This window comes from Parapedobacter koreensis, from assembly GCF_900109365.1.
GTDB classification, from domain to species: Bacteria; Bacteroidota; Bacteroidia; order Sphingobacteriales; family Sphingobacteriaceae; genus Parapedobacter; species Parapedobacter koreensis.
Genome location: NZ_FNZR01000006.1, coordinates 38,113 through 52,856, shown reverse-complemented (window position 1 = coordinate 52,856; position 14,744 = coordinate 38,113). Strand labels below are relative to the sequence as shown.

17 protein-coding genes and 1 riboswitch are annotated in these 14,744 nt (G+C 46.7%); of the genes, 11 read left to right on the top strand and 6 right to left on the bottom strand.

Annotation, left to right across the window (positions count from 1 at the left end):
* Positions 1-8 precede the first annotated feature (8 nt).
* Positions 9-105: riboswitch (TPP riboswitch) on the bottom strand.
* A 129-nt stretch (positions 106-234) separates the two neighbouring features.
* Positions 235-615: a transmembrane 220 family protein gene (locus BMW65_RS15005; protein WP_090606584.1), complete on the top strand. Its 381-nt coding sequence runs from the start codon at positions 235-237 to the stop codon at positions 613-615.
* Between the two features lie 300 nt (positions 616-915).
* Positions 916-2,343: a chromosomal replication initiator protein DnaA gene (gene dnaA, locus BMW65_RS15000; protein WP_090606582.1), complete on the top strand. Its 1,428-nt coding sequence runs from the start codon at positions 916-918 to the stop codon at positions 2,341-2,343.
* 15 nt (positions 2,344-2,358) lie between these two features.
* Here the strand turns inward: dnaA and BMW65_RS14995 are convergent, their stop codons facing one another.
* From BMW65_RS14995 to lpxK, 4 genes are all read right to left on the bottom strand, one after another.
* Positions 2,359-2,895, bottom strand: a complete 537-nt coding sequence (locus BMW65_RS14995) for a 5' nucleotidase, NT5C type (protein WP_245747654.1) — start codon at positions 2,893-2,895, stop codon at positions 2,359-2,361.
* 28 nt (positions 2,896-2,923) lie between these two features.
* On the bottom strand, positions 2,924-3,853 hold the full coding sequence (locus BMW65_RS14990) for an NAD-dependent epimerase/dehydratase family protein (RefSeq protein WP_090606581.1): 930 nt from the start codon (positions 3,851-3,853) through the stop codon (positions 2,924-2,926).
* A gap of 71 nt (positions 3,854-3,924) precedes the next feature.
* The gene (locus tag BMW65_RS14985) at positions 3,925-4,539 is read right to left on the bottom strand and encodes a Crp/Fnr family transcriptional regulator (RefSeq protein ID WP_177181146.1); all 615 of its coding nucleotides are present in this window, start codon (positions 4,537-4,539) and stop codon (positions 3,925-3,927) included.
* A gap of 16 nt (positions 4,540-4,555) precedes the next feature.
* Positions 4,556-5,650, bottom strand: coding sequence for a tetraacyldisaccharide 4'-kinase (gene lpxK / locus BMW65_RS14980; protein ID WP_177181145.1), 1,095 nt, complete (start codon positions 5,648-5,650; stop codon positions 4,556-4,558).
* Positions 5,651-5,681: 31 nt separating this feature from the next.
* On the opposite strand from lpxK, the gene mqnB reads away from it, so the two are divergent.
* The 6 genes from mqnB (at position 5,682) to BMW65_RS14950 (ending at position 10,287) form a co-directional block, all read left to right on the top strand.
* Positions 5,682-6,305, top strand: coding sequence for a futalosine hydrolase (gene mqnB, locus BMW65_RS14975; protein ID WP_090606576.1), 624 nt, complete (start codon positions 5,682-5,684; stop codon positions 6,303-6,305).
* A 92-nt stretch (positions 6,306-6,397) separates the two neighbouring features.
* Positions 6,398-7,384, top strand: coding sequence for a pyruvate dehydrogenase complex E1 component subunit beta (locus tag BMW65_RS14970; protein WP_090606575.1), 987 nt, complete (start codon positions 6,398-6,400; stop codon positions 7,382-7,384).
* 115 nt (positions 7,385-7,499) lie between these two features.
* Positions 7,500-7,937 carry a DoxX family protein gene (locus BMW65_RS14965; protein ID WP_090606573.1) on the top strand — a complete coding sequence of 146 codons (438 nt, stop codon included), beginning with the start codon at positions 7,500-7,502 and terminating at the stop codon, positions 7,935-7,937.
* Positions 7,938-8,067: 130 nt separating this feature from the next.
* The gene (locus BMW65_RS14960) at positions 8,068-9,234 is read left to right on the top strand and encodes a trans-sulfuration enzyme family protein (protein WP_090606572.1); all 1,167 of its coding nucleotides are present in this window, start codon (positions 8,068-8,070) and stop codon (positions 9,232-9,234) included.
* A gap of 7 nt (positions 9,235-9,241) precedes the next feature.
* Positions 9,242-9,658, top strand: a complete 417-nt coding sequence (locus BMW65_RS14955) for an OsmC family protein (protein WP_090606571.1) — start codon at positions 9,242-9,244, stop codon at positions 9,656-9,658.
* Between the two features lie 98 nt (positions 9,659-9,756).
* Positions 9,757-10,287 (top strand): YceI family protein, encoded by a 531-nt coding sequence (locus tag BMW65_RS14950; protein WP_090606570.1) that lies wholly within the window; start codon positions 9,757-9,759, stop codon positions 10,285-10,287.
* A gap of 52 nt (positions 10,288-10,339) precedes the next feature.
* On the opposite strand, the gene BMW65_RS14945 is transcribed toward BMW65_RS14950, so the two are convergent.
* Both BMW65_RS14945 and BMW65_RS14940 read right to left on the bottom strand, forming a co-directional pair.
* Positions 10,340-11,395 (bottom strand): DUF2157 domain-containing protein, encoded by a 1,056-nt coding sequence (locus tag BMW65_RS14945; protein ID WP_090606569.1) that lies wholly within the window; start codon positions 11,393-11,395, stop codon positions 10,340-10,342.
* A 51-nt stretch (positions 11,396-11,446) separates the two neighbouring features.
* The gene (locus BMW65_RS14940) at positions 11,447-12,637 is read right to left on the bottom strand and encodes an aspartyl protease family protein (RefSeq protein ID WP_090606568.1); all 1,191 of its coding nucleotides are present in this window, start codon (positions 12,635-12,637) and stop codon (positions 11,447-11,449) included.
* A 124-nt stretch (positions 12,638-12,761) separates the two neighbouring features.
* On the opposite strand from BMW65_RS14940, the gene BMW65_RS14935 reads away from it, so the two are divergent.
* The 3 genes from BMW65_RS14935 to BMW65_RS14925 are packed head-to-tail and all read left to right on the top strand — an operon-like array spanning position 12,762 to position 14,726.
* A complete protein-coding gene (locus BMW65_RS14935) occupies positions 12,762-13,718 on the top strand; it encodes a CPBP family intramembrane glutamic endopeptidase (RefSeq protein WP_177181144.1) in 957 nt (318 codons plus the stop codon).
* Positions 13,699-13,917 carry a putative signal transducing protein gene (locus tag BMW65_RS14930; protein WP_090606565.1) on the top strand — a complete coding sequence of 73 codons (219 nt, stop codon included), beginning with the start codon at positions 13,699-13,701 and terminating at the stop codon, positions 13,915-13,917. Before BMW65_RS14935 ends, BMW65_RS14930 begins: the two co-directional genes overlap by 20 nt.
* A 5-nt stretch (positions 13,918-13,922) precedes the next feature.
* Entirely contained in the window at positions 13,923-14,726 is an 804-nt protein-coding gene (locus BMW65_RS14925; protein ID WP_090606563.1) for a phosphatidate cytidylyltransferase, read from the top strand.
* Positions 14,727-14,744: the final 18 nt, after the last annotated feature.

Here is a 14,744-nt window from a genome sequence, read left to right as displayed (position 1 = left end):
CAACTTCTCGTCGTACACCTGTGCTTTTCCTGCGCTGGCATTATCCAGATCAGGTTCGGGGATATTATCTCAGCCTAATTAGCTTAAGCACTCCCGGCACATTTGTATATAGTAAACAACAAGGCGAAGAAAAGGTTTCGAAATCTTTAAAAAATTTCCCTTCATGTACCTTCACCTTGCATTCGTCGCCAATCCCTAAATTTTTTGTACATTTGGCATATAGCCCTATGACTTATGAAGATTTTTAATATCCTGTTTTGCATCCTGTTTTTGGTCAGCGCGGCGCTGCAATACAATGATGAGGATCCTTATCTTTGGATTCCAATTTATGTATACGCGGCTTGGCTATGTTACTTGGCCATTGGCAAGCGCTACCCAACTAAAGCCTATCTATTGGGTATAGGCGTTTACGCTATCTACGCTATCTATCTCCTGTTCTTCAGGCACGAAGTGCTTTATTGGTTTCAACACGAACACACCTCGGCGCTCGTACAAAGCATGAAAGCGGACAAACCATGGATTGAAGAAACCCGTGAGGTGGGCGGCCTGTTAATACTTATCATTGTATTAAGCATCAACTGGCTAAGCGCCAAAAAAAGGCAAGTGGCTCCCTAGAAAAAGTGCTAAACGGCCGTTCAAATTTTATTTATTTTTTACTATTTCTTTGCCTTAATTTTACTTAACTTTAACGCATGCGAGCGTAGACAAACCGCAATGTTAAGAATTTTTCACCTCGATATTTCAGTTGAAAAATTTTACAAAAAAACATACCTATTTTATTGATTTTTAACACATTACTTGATATTTTAATTTTTAATTTTTTAGCTGCTTTTTTTTTGCCATCTTCGTTTCACGGAGAAGTTATCAACATTTTTTCGGTCATTTATTGTAAATCAACTTATTAAGAATTAACGAATGGAAAAAACGAGCACGAGCGTATGGAATAGTTGTCTACAAATCATCAAAGACAATATTCCTGCACAAAGTTATAAGACCTGGTTTGAACCCGTTAAGGCCGTACGCTTAGAAGGTAACGTTTTGACTATTCAAGTGCCAAGCTTGTTTTTCTATGAATGGCTTGAAGAACATTATGTGGGTTTGCTGCGCAAGACGATAAAGAAGCACCTCGGTGAAAATGGGAGACTGGAATATAACATCGTCGTAGAAAAATCTTCTACCAGTAACCCTTATACCACCAATATCCCTTCCAGTGGCAATGGAGCGGAAGCCAAGAAGCAATCGATCCCTATCCCTGTAGCGCTTAATAAGGATATCAAAAATCCATTTGTCATCCCCGGCCTTAAAAAGCTACAGGTAGACCCCCAATTAAACCAGCATTATTCTTTCGATAATTTCATTGAAGGCGAATGCAACCGCTTGGCGCGGTCAGCAGGCTTTGCCGTGGCGAGCAAGCCGGGCGGCACGTCCTTCAATCCATTGATGATATATGGCGGCGTGGGGCTCGGCAAAACCCATTTAGCGCAGGCTATCGGTAATGAAATTAAGCGTAACCTGCCTGACAAACTGGTCATCTATGTGTCCTGTGAAAAATTTTGCCAGCAGTTCGTAGATTCCTTGAAAAACAACACCATCAACGACTTTGTCAATTTTTACCAGGCAATGGACGTCATCATTATGGATGACGTACACAATTTTGCCGGAAAAGAACGCACGCAGGATATCTTCTTCCATATATTTAATCACCTGCACCAATCCAGCAAACAGATCATCCTGACATCCGACAAACCGCCCAAGGATCTGGCCGGACTGGAGGAACGCTTATTGAGCCGTTTCAAATGGGGACTTTCGGCCGATATGCAGGTACCCGATCTGGAAACCCGCATGGCCATTCTCAAAAAGAAAATGTATACCGATGGCATTGAGCTGCCTGATAATGTGATTGAATACGTGGCCAATCAGATTGACAACAGTGTACGCGAACTCGAAGGAGCCATGGTATCATTGCTTGCGCAAGCGACATTGAATAAAAAGGAAATCGACCTCAACCTCGCCAAATCCATGTTGAAGAATTTCATCAAGAATACGCACAAGGAGATTTCCATGGATTATATCCAGAAACTCGTGTGCGATTATTTCGAGGTGCCCGTGGAAATGGTCAAGTCCAAGGTCAGGAAGCGTGAGATTGTACAAGCCCGCCAAATCTCGATGTATTTAGCCAAGAACCATACAAAAACTTCGTTGAAGTCCATCGGTGCGTTTTTCGGTGGCCGGGATCATTCCACGGTCATCTACGCCTGCCAAACGGTGGAAGATCTTATTGAAACAGACAAGAAGTTCAAAGCATACGTGCAGGACATTCAGAAAAAACTAAAGATCAGCTAAAGGAAAAGCAAATCCTTAAAGCAGCAATTCAGCCACTTCCCGCCAGTTGTTCACCCGCTCATAGCCCGTAATCAGCAGGTTATGCGGCGAGGTGAAGAGCAATTTGCGACCCTCAAAATGGGCCAGGTTTTTTATGCGATCATCAATCATGACATCCGTGGCAACAATTTTTTCTCCGGTGAATAAGATATGCGTCCAAGGAATAAAAGGGAAATGATCACCCAACCAATCGAGTTTGTCCTCCAATGAGTTTCTAAATTCCATGGCTGCGGAAACCACGTACACGTTATACCGCTCTTGCAGTGCCCTCACCGTTTCGATGGCATCCGGCATCGGCGGAATATCTCGGAAAAAGCCTTTCTCATTGATGTAGATTTTCCACTGCCCATTGAGATTTTCAGGCAGGTTTTCATGCAGCTCCTTGCCCGGCTCTTGATGGATATCCATCGCTACGCCATAATCGCGGTGGTAAAGTGTCAAAAACTTGTGGTGCGTATCGGCCAACACCTCATCCATGTCAATAGCCAAGCGGGGTCTGTCATCTTTGTTCATACAAGCAAAAATAACCTTTATTCGGAAATCAGCGGCGTCCGAACGCAACAATTTCTGATATCGCCTGCGTTATGGGGGTTGCCTTTAGTCCAAAGGTTTGCTCAATATCACTGCTGTCAAAAAAATAATCGTATTGATATTGGTAGCTCATATCCTCCAGCTCACGCATAAGCGGGACAACGAGGCCGGCCAGCTTCAGCAACCACCGCCTAAGGACAAAAAACGTTGGCTTGGCCTGAAGCTGCGCGCTAAACAGCGTTACCCAGTCTGCTCCGGTAAGTCTATCTTTGGCCGTGGGTAGGTGCCACACCCGGTTGTAAGCTTCGTCACGGTTTCCCAACACAGCGACCGCTTCCGCCGCATCCGGTGTATAGGTAAAGCTGTGCACTTTCCCGGCATCGCATTGCCATAGCGCAGGTTTTCCTTTTTTGAGATTATTGTAGACTAGCTCAAGCAAGATACTGTTGCGGATACCCGGCCCGTAAAAATCAGCCGACCGTGCGATAAGGGCCTTTAGTTCACCTTGGGTTACCGCCGTCAGCAACATATCTACCACTTGTTTGCGTATTTTGCCTTTTTTGCTTACCGGGCCGATGGCCGACCGCTCAGTCATGTGGGACAGCGCCTCCGGCGCATATAGGTATACATTATCTACAAAAACTAATCTGGTACCATGTGCCTTGCAGGCATCAATCACATGCCGCATCAAGCGCGGCCATTCCCGCTTCCATAATTTGGCCTTATAAGGTAGGCCTACACACAAATAGGCTACAGCCGATCCCGCTACAGCACGGTGTACTGCCCCTGCATCCAATAGATCAGCGACAAACAATTCATCATCGGGATTTACTTTTTCGGGCTTGCGCCCTACGATGCGTACCCGCTTACCATGGTTTTCTTTCAAGCTCTTGGCCAATGGAGCACCTATGGCTCCCCCAGCCCCTAATATTGTATGCATAGTCGTCCTGTTTTTGCTAGGACAAAACTGACAAGAATAACTCGCAAAAAGATTGACGAACGTCAAGAAATTCAATAGGATGTTTGCGATGTAGCCATCCGGCTGCGAATGCGGCTAAGGCTCTCCGGACTAATGCCCAAAAACCGGGCAATATATTTTTGCGGCACTGTGCGGACAATGTCGGGACGTGTAGCCATCAATTTTTGATAACGGGATTCTGGCTGAAGGCTAAGCAAATCTTTCGTCCGATTGATATTTTGCATCGCAATAGCCTCTACTACATCCATCACATACTTATTGAATGCCGGAGACTCTTGCATGAGTGATACGGTTTCTTTGCAAGAAATGCTGAGGCACTCGGCATTGGCCAATGCTTCGATGGTATTGCTCGCAGGTATTTGCTTGGAAAAACTTTCCAAATCGGTAGCTAACTCGCCTGGCATAAAAAAATTGCAGGAATGTTGTTGTCCCCGTTCGTCTGCATAATACATATGCAGGATGCCGCTTACCACGAAATACAGACGATGGGCTGTCTCTCCGGCCTGCAATAAAGAAGATTTCCGGCTGAAAGATGCCTGCTTAAAATAGGAAGCAATCACTTGCGCCTCCTGCGCTGCCAACACATGGTGCATTTGAATAGCTCGGAGCAACACCTGTACGGGTGCTTCAGGATTTTTCTTAACCATTTCCAAAACTAACGATTTAAACCGAATTGCCTCCCGAAGTATTGGCACAATAACGCAATACCAACTGTTGGAGGATACTTTCATCCGGCTCGTCAAATTGCGCATGGATCGGCACCACATATATCGGCAAATCGGCTAACCTTGTAGAAAACGTGGGCATCAACAGCCTCTGGGCATCTTTTTCGGTTGTGACGATTAATTTGGATGGGTTGCCGATTTTACCGAACCGAGTCATTATTGTTTGCATAGTTGCTAGTGTATAAGGATAATGATCTGGATAACGGAGCTGTACGACATCCCGTACTTGCGCGTTGAGATAATCGTACAGTGGTGCAGGATTGGCAATGCCCGTCACAAGTAGGATGGTGTGTTCACTGCTAAGCGTCGCTTCCCCTGAATGCTTATCCGGCAACAACGGAACCAGCGGCCCGTAGCCAATACTCGAAAATAGCACGGGTATTTGCCGGGTCGTGGTAAGGGAACGGCGGATCCGACACTTTTCTGCTTCCGTCGCCGTAGAAGGCATCTTAGTGACGACCATGATGTCGGCACGTCGGCGTTCCCGAAAACTATCGCGGTAATTGCCCACGGGAAGCAACCATTTGGACTGGCTCATAGACCGGTAGTCAAAAAGCAGGATAGCGAATCCCGGCCGCAATGCCCGATGTTGATAGGCGTCATCCAGCACGATCGCCTCATGGCTGCCCCGAAACAACAGCCGAGCACCATGGACGCGGTTTTCGTCTACCGCCACGGTAACATGGGGAAACTTGCGTTTAAATTGAAGCGGTTCGTCGCCATATTGCTCAGCCGTACCATCAAGGGCTACTTCCAAAAATCCATTCGTCTTCCGCCCATAGCCTCGGCTTAGGATGGCTACCTGATAATGCCTGCTTAGCAGTCTTACCAAGTACTCCGTCATGGGACTTTTGCCCGTGCCGCCCACAGCGAGGTTGCCAACCACGATGACCGGTTTGTCAAACCCAACACTTTTAACCCATCCCCAATCGTAGCATCGATTGCGAAGCCAGATAACCAGACCATACAACACCGAAAACGGCAATAAAAGCAACCTCAGATAAGCCATGGTCAACAAAAGTAGTAATTCCATTGCTTTTGCGTACATTCGTCTGCAAAAGCAAATGAAGGTATTGATCATAGCTGCCACCGAAGGAGAGATCCTGCCCTTCATCCAATCGCCCGACGAGCAGCGGAGCGGGATCGATGTATTGGTCACGGGCGTGGGCATGGTGGCCACAGCTTTTGCGTTGGGGCAAAAACTGGTTACGGCCAACTATGACTTATTACTCAATGTAGGTATCGCAGGAAGTTTCGACCGTGCCATCGCACTGGGTGAAGTGGTATACGTATACCAGGATACCTTGGCCGAACTGGGAGCCGAAGATGGCGAGCAATTTATGGACAGCGTTGCCCTGGGCTTGGCCAAACATACCTTCCAAGGGGCCTTGATCCCGAGTTATCCAGTGTTCCAAGGATTGCGCCAATGCTGCGGCATCACCGTCAACACGGTGCATGGCCATGAACGCACCATTGACGGCATCATCCAACGGCTAAATCCAACCGTCGAAAGCATGGAAGGCGCCGCTGTTTTTTATGCCGCCCATCAAGCTGGGCTACCGGCCATGCAAATAAGGGCCATTTCAAACTACGTGGAGCGCCGCAACAAAGCAAGTTGGCAAATCCCGCTGGCCATTGAAAACCTGAACCGGTGGCTGACGGCATTTGTCCATTCCATCAATCGCTAATGCACAAAATTTTGACAAGCCAAGGGCAAAAAATATCAATTATTTGTAGTAGGTTTGCGTGCTAGAAAATTTTTTGACACGATATACAACTGATGAGAGAAATACAATTCAGAGAAGCGCTTCGCGAGGCAATGAGCGAAGAAATGCGCAAAGACTCAACGATCTTTTTGATGGGTGAGGAAGTGGCTGAATACAACGGAGCATATAAAGTAAGCCAAGGGATGTTGGAGGAGTTCGGCCCGAAACGAATCATCGATACCCCTATTGCAGAGCTTGGTTTTGCGGGCATTGGTATCGGCGCCGCCATGAATGGCCTTAAGCCCATCATTGAGTTCATGACGTTTAACTTTTCATTAGTTGCCATTGATCAGGTCATCAATTCAGCTGCTAAAATGTATTCCATGAGCGGCGGCCAGTTTCCCATTCCCATGGTATTCCGTGGACCTACAGGAAATGCCGGCCAACTGGCTGCCCAACACTCCCAAAATTTCGAAAATTGGTATGCCAATACCCCGGGATTGAAGGTTGTGGTACCTGCCAACCCTTATGATGCAAAAGGGTTGTTGAAACAAGCTATTCTAGACCCCGATCCAGTCATATTCATGGAATCTGAGGTGATGTACGGCGATAAAGGAGAAGTGCCGGAAGAAGAGTATTACCTGGAGTTGGGCAAGGCCCACACCGTCAAAGAAGGGAATGATGTCACCATCGTGACGTTTGGAAAAATGCTGCCCCGCATAGTGGAGCCGGCAGTAGAAGAGCTGGCTAAGGAAAATATTGATGTCGATCTCATTAACCTACGTACAGTGCGTCCTATCGACTATGGCGCGATTATCAATTCCGTAAAAAAGACCAACCGCTTGGTCATCGTGGAAGAGGCATGGCCGTTGGCGTCCATATCTTCTGAAATTGCATACAAAGTACAACGCGAGGCCTTTGACTATTTGGATGCCCCGGTAGTACGTATCACATCGGCTGATGTACCGTTGCCTTATGCTCCCACGCTGCTGCAGGCTGCCCTACCCAGCGTTGCCCGTGTAGTCAAAGCAGTAAAAGAAGTGATGTATATCCAAAAATAAAACGTTTCCAAAAGACAGACGTTTTTTCTTATGATTTAGTGGCCCGCCCTTCAAACAAAGGACGGGCTTTTTTGTTGTTCTCAGACCAGTTTTACCTTAGAAAGGAGGTCATTTTATGAACGTTATCGAAAGAATTGAACATTGGGGTGACGCCCATCACCCTCGATGGCTGGATGTACTTCGCATTGCCCTGGGCATTATTATTTTTCTCAAAGGCGTGACATTCCTCGCCAATACCGAATCCTTAAGACGGCTGATCGAGGAGACACATATCCAGATTTACACGTGGGGAGCTGTGCATTACGTGGCTTTTTCGCATTTGGTGGGCGGTATACTCATTGCAATCGGGCTGCTTACCCGTGTAGCAATTGGTTTCCAGCTACCTATTCTATTTGGTGCCGTATTTTTCGTCAATGTCACCCAAGGACTTTCTTTCCTCAATTCCGAGCTATGGATCTCCATCGTGGTATTGGCGCTGCTGCTCGTTTTCTTTGTTGTGGGATCAGGCCCTTATTCATTGGACCACCAAATGCGGGAACGGAAGGGCTATTAACACCCAAGTAACGATGTGCATAACGCTGGAGTCGGCTTCGAATCGCCATCAACCTCCGAAGCCGATCCCAAACGATGCCGACTTGCATATCCCCGTAACTTTGGCTAAGTTTGTGCGACTAAAATTGAACATGAACGAACAAACAAAAGCCATTCGGGAGCAAGCCAATCGCTCTTCTTATCGCGAACATGCCGTACCGCTTTATCTTACTTCCAGCTTTATCTTCGACAGCGCCGAACAAGGCCGCGCAATATTTGCCGAAGAAGAAGAAGGCAATGTCTATTCACGCTATTCCAACCCCAATACCACGGAGTTTATCAATAAAGTGTGCGCCATGGAAGGTGCAGAGGCAGGGCTGGCTTTTTCTTCAGGAATGGCTGCGGTCTTTGCCTCGTTTGCCGCACTACTCAAAAGCGGCGATCATATTGTTTCCTGCCGTGCAATATTCGGGTCTACCCATCAGCTTTTCACTAAGCTTTTCCCCCGCTGGGGCATTACCACAACCTATGTCGATGCTGCTAAGCCGGAAGATTGGGAAAAAGCCATCCAACCCAATACACGGATGATTTTCCTGGAAACCCCATCCAACCCCGGTTTGGAACTTGTCGATTTGGAATGGCTGGGCAAATTCAAAGAAAAATATCCCCATATTATCCTCAATGTAGACAATTGTTTTGCTACCCCCTACCTTCAGAAGCCCCTTCAGTATGGATTTGACCTTGTCAGCCATTCCGCCACTAAATACATGGATGGCCAGGGCCGCGTGTTGGGCGGTGTGGTGGTAGGCAAGAAGGTGTTAATTGACGAACTGATGTTCTTCATCCGGAATACCGGACCATCCCTGTCGCCATTCAATGCTTGGGTGCTGTCTAAGAGTTTAGAAACATTGGGCCTCCGGATGGACCGCCATTGCAGCAATGCCTTGCAGGTAGCCGAAGCACTGGAAGCTCATCCCGAGGTAGCCGCCGTACGCTATCCGTATCTCCCATCCCATCCGCAATATGCATTGGCCAAGAAACAGATGAAAGGTGGCGGGGGCATTGTCACTTTTGTCATCAAAGGTGGTTTTGAACGCGCTAAGCGGTTCCTTGATACACTCAATATGATACGCATCACGTCCAATTTGGGCGATTCGCGTAGTATAGCCACACATCCGGCATCTACCACCCATTCCAAATTGACGGAAGATGAACGGCAACAATTGGGTATACAGCCCGGCAGTATACGGATATCTGTGGGTTTGGAAGATATTGCCGACATCATAGCGGATCTCACACAAGCATTGGACAATAGTTAGCTAAAACATGAAAATATCCTTAAATAGAGTCAATGACGCCGTGCATTTTGAAGGCACCAGCGACACCACCGATGCAAAAATACACATCGATGGCTCCCCGGATATCGGTGGCGAAGGCTTAGGCGCACGTCCCATGGAATTGGTGCTTATGGCCCTTGGGTCTTGCAGCGCGCTGGACCTGGTCAATATTCTCAAAAAGCAACGCCAACAAATCGACGAACTGAATATCGATGTAGAAGGCCAGCGAAGAACGGAAATTCCCAATATCTTTACGTCGATTCACATTTCATTTTACCTCAAAGGCGATATCGACCTTGCTAAAGCCGAAAAGGCCGCTGAATTGGCCGTCAAGAAATATTGCTCGGTACACGATATGCTTGCCGCAGGTGGTGTAGCCATCACCTATAGCATCGCGATTCAATAAGACCATAGCTTTACAAAAAAGTTAATCTATTTCAATATATGTTCAAACATTGATGTGTATTTTTGCATTATAAAAACATTAATAAGCAAGACAAAATTATGGCAACGACATGGAAATTAGATCCTACCCACTCCGAGGTAGCATTCAAGGTAAAACATTTGGTTATTACCACCGTAACCGGTTATTTCCGTTCATTTGACGGAACAATTGTAACCGAAGACGAATCGGATTTCACTACCGGAAAAGTGGACTTCACCATCGATACCTTCAGTATCGACACCAATCAGGCACAACGTGATGAGCACTTGAAATCAGCTGATTTCTTCAATGCTGCCCAATATCCTCAGATCACGTTCTCATCAACTGCTATTGAAGCAAAAAGCGACAACGAGTTTGTGCTTCAGGGCAACCTGACCGTGGGTGATACCACCAAACCCATAGCGTTTAACGTGGAATTTGGCGGTACGGTGACCGATCCATATGGCAATTTCAAGGCCGGGTTTGAGGTATCAGGAAAAATCAGCCGCAAGGAATTTGGCCTTACCTGGAGCGCTGTTACGGAAGCCGGTGCAGTGGTTGTCAGCGATGAGGTAAAGCTGCAAGCAAGCCTGCAATTCGTAAAGCAATAAATAACATAGTTTCTAAACAGAAAGCCCGATAAGCATTGTGTATAAGCAATGCTTATCGGGCTTTCTTATTTCCTTCGCCATTCCATATCCGCTCTGCCCAGCGGCCGATATACCAGAAAGAAGCAGCCAGTAAAAGAAAAAAGACAGCCCGATTGATGCTATCCCATAAGTACTCAAAAAACCGCGTATACATATTGATAATAAGGAAAACAATACCAAATTCACGGGCTATATGGTCATGGCGCTTCAACCCGTACCAAGCCAGCCCCAACGACACGGCCGAGGACAATAGCCCCCAATAGAAGATATGCCACTGTCGCACTTGCGACCATTTGTCCATATCGCTATAGTTGCCAAAGATGGATAACAACCATAAGGCAACCATCAAATACGTAAGCCCGATGACATAACTAATCTGCCGAAAAGGCTCGATTGGCTTAATGCGGGGTTGCCAAAATACAGCAAATCCCGTGAGCAATGCACCGAACAGGGTAAACCGTAGCGGGTAATTCATTCCCCAAAAACGAAACCCCCAATTGCTGTGATAGGCGGTCTCGGTAGCAAACCAGATACCAAAGCTAACCAGCGTGAACACCCAAATCAACTTAGACGATAGCTTAACGGACAATATACCATAGATGACTACGGAAGCCAGAAAAAGCAAAGAGAAATGCCCCGATCCCTTATCGATGATTTTGCCGAGATAGCCTATGAATGTGGCAGTCGCTAATACGCCAAGCGCCATCAACGCTTCATTGCTGAACGTTTTGTTGGGATATTTCCGTTTATTAATAAATCCCCAGAAATAGAACACAATGGCCAGTACGAGGCAAAAAACACAGATGATGGTGTCCGGCGTCTCGTAGAGCCGCTCAATCCACCTAAGAACCATTTCATCGGCAAATAGCGATAGAAACGCCAGCACCACACAGGAAAGCGCTATCCAAAACGCATACTGGGCAAGCCGTTTCCAATCAAAGCCTTTTACTTCATAAGATTTGCCTAATTGCTCGGCCAGTCTTTCATCGATCAAATCCTGTTCTTGCCAATAGCGGATGGCTTCATCCAAGGTTTCCTTTTCTTGTTTGCTAATATCCAATTTTCGCACAGCAATGCATTTGGTAAGCTAATATAGCAGGATAGCATACATCGGGCCAAACTATAGCAAACTCTGCATCCGGATACGCACCTCCATCAATTCATTTTCACGCCGGACAATTAATCGCAACCACTTCCGCGCTGTCATCAATGCTTTTTTATATTGTGTGAAATCCTGACTGGTATCATTATCCATTGCTAATACAATGTCTCCTACCTTGAGACCGGCAATAGCTGCGGGGGAGTCCTTGACAATAGAGCCGATGACAATCGTTCCATCGATGTAATACAACTCCATGCCGGAATATGAATATTCAAACGGTTCCCTATACAACGTATTCGGTTTCAGGTAAATTTCCCGCTGCCGATAATTGAAGATCACATTAAAACGCTTGAGAATCTGATTGCCGATGAGTCCGCCTAAATAAGGATAAGAGGTGACGTTGAATGCGTCCTCAAACACCATGGTAGGCACTTTCCGAAAACGATAAGGACCTAGTCGAAAATCCCGTACCATGGTCATTTCCATGGCCAATTTCCCACCCACGCCATGCGCTTCCACCGGAAAACGCTTGCGCTTTTTGCGAACGACGGCGCTATCCTGCTCGAATTCTTGCGATAATACCAGCGATAAGCCCGCCCCGATATCAAAAAGAAAACGCGACGTCACTTTACGGTGATCGCGCACGCGTGCCGATTGTACCGGCAATGTGCGAATAAATGGCCTTAGCAAATAACCACCGCGCGGATATTTAATAGGCCCCTGGGAGCAGATTGCTAGCTCGCGGACATCGTAATCGATCTTTAAGATATACCGGCTAAACAATGAATAGCCAATCACCCCATCTATCCGGGTTCCGTAGACATAAGAAAGAAATTCGTAATCGTTGATATGGAAATCGAGGCTATCGACGATGAGTTCGTTTAGTTTCAGTCTTTTATTGTATAAAAACTGAGCTTTCCGAACACCGGCTATGCCCCGGATATTGATATCCGATGCTTCAGGGACCAACTCCAACCGACTGGCTGTGGTCGAATCCAACGAGATGCCACTACTCCCGGTATCCAGGATGAAGGTAAGCGTATCCGGATAACCCACCAAAATAGCTTTTAGGAGTATTACACTTTCTGCGGCCATCGAAAATGGCACAACGGTGAGCGTCTCTGAAGGAGGGGGAATGTATTCCTCCTGTGCTATTGCCGAAAACGAGCTGCCCCCGATAAACAGGATTATAATTGGTAAGGCTTTCATGGTGTCGCCTATTTGTTAGTTATTTTCAAACTTAATGAATCTAATGTACATACACAAGATGAGCGGCTTGTTTCCGAGTGTCAGCAGCAATCCGTATCTTCATCCCCAAAATACAAGCATACCAATGACCGAATACAATACATTTTCTAAAGGCGTCCAACAGCATGGAGAAAATCACCCGATGGTATCCTTGATCCTATTATTGACCCTGGTGTTTGCCGGAGCCATCATTTTCGGGGTGCTCGCTATATTCATCGGCTTGGCTGCTACAGATTCTTCCGCAGGTATCGGAAGCCTCTTATCCGGCAGTACTACCAATACCGATTTTCTCAAGATTGTCCAAGCCGTATCCAGCTTTGGTATGTTCGTCGTCCCTGCCTTGCTGATGCGTACCGTTGAGAAACGGCGATACCATTACCTCGATTTCAGAGCACCGGTAAACCCAATGCTGTGGTTTATCATCATCGGCATTATGTTTTTCTCCGCCCCTATATTTGAACAAGCTATTAAGCTAAATGAGCAAATGGAGCTCCCCGAGGTCTTCGCAGGAATAGAAAACTGGATGAAAGCCAAAGAAGCCGAATTGGAAAGGCTCACTAACCAATTGCTTGCTGATACCACGTATTGGGGATTATGTATCAACCTCATTGTCGTGGCGGTCATCCCCGCAATCGGCGAAGAATTTATATTCCGGGGTTGCGTGCAAGGGATACTAACCCGCTGGCTCAGGAACCCGCATGCAAGCATTTGGCTATCAGCTATTATATTCAGCGCCATACACTTACAATTCTATGGTTTTCTACCCAGGATGCTACTTGGTGCCCTGTTTGGATATTTATTGTTTTGGGGCAAGAATATCTGGCTGCCCATATTAGCCCATTTTCTCAACAATGCTTCAGCCACCCTATCGGCCTTCTATCTGCGGCGGCAGGGCAAATCGCTTGATGAAATGGACTTAAGCACACAAATTCCTACATATTTTTATTTCCTTAGCTTTGTGCTTACCGTTGTTTTATTATACCAATACCATAAAACGGCTACAACAGGAAACACACAACATTATGGAAAAACATTGGACTAAACTTTTGGTCACTACAAATACCTTCCAAGCCGAAATCACCAAGCAAATGCTTGAGGAACACGGTGTGCCCGCAGTGGTCATCAACAAACAAGACTCGTCCTACCGTTTTGGGCAAGTCGAATTGTATGTGCATGAGTCAAAAGAGGCATTTGCACGGGATTTGATGTCCAAAATCGGACAAGGAGACAACGAAGCTTAAGAACCATGAAAGTACGAGCCATTACCGCCCTCTTTTTTGTCATCGTTGTGCTTGCCTCCATCGTGTTGAACGGATATGTATTCACCATCTTTTTTGTCGTGCTAAGCAGCTATTGCCTCAATGAATTTTACCGGATTATCGCCGATGAAACAGGCAGGCCAAACCGGCTCGGTGGATTGGTACTTGGGGCACTTTCGTTTGGACTATACGCCGCCTATTGCTTAGGAAGCTTGCCAGTAACCTACCTGCTGCTGATCGTCCCCTTGACCGCCGCCGTATTTATCACCTCCCTGTACCAAAAACAAGCGAAACCGTTTGCAGACATTGCTTACACGTTATTGGGCGTCGTTTATGTCATCCTACCTTTCGTATCGTTTTTTACGTTAGGCTTTGCAACAACCACCGCCTATGACTATCGGCTGCCGTTGGGTTTCATGCTCATCCTTTGGGGCAATGATACCGGTGCCTATCTTGTGGGAAGGTATTTTGGTAGACATCGCCTCTTCGAACGCATCTCACCTAAAAAAACATGGGAGGGCCTGGCCGGGGGAGTTATACTGGCCTTGGTCGCATCTTTGGTATTGGCACATTATTTCCCGCTATTAGCTACTTGGCAATGGATAGGAATAGCCCTTATTATTTCCATATTTGGTACATTTGGGGATTTGGTGGAGTCAATGCTCAAACGTAGCCAGCACGTTAAAGATTCAGGCTCGGTACTGCCTGGGCACGGGGGTCTACTCGATCGCTTTGACGGGCTGCTCCTTGCTGCACCAGCCGTGGTCGCCTTCCTCAAAATTGTTTTATGACATTGATGATAGCCATCA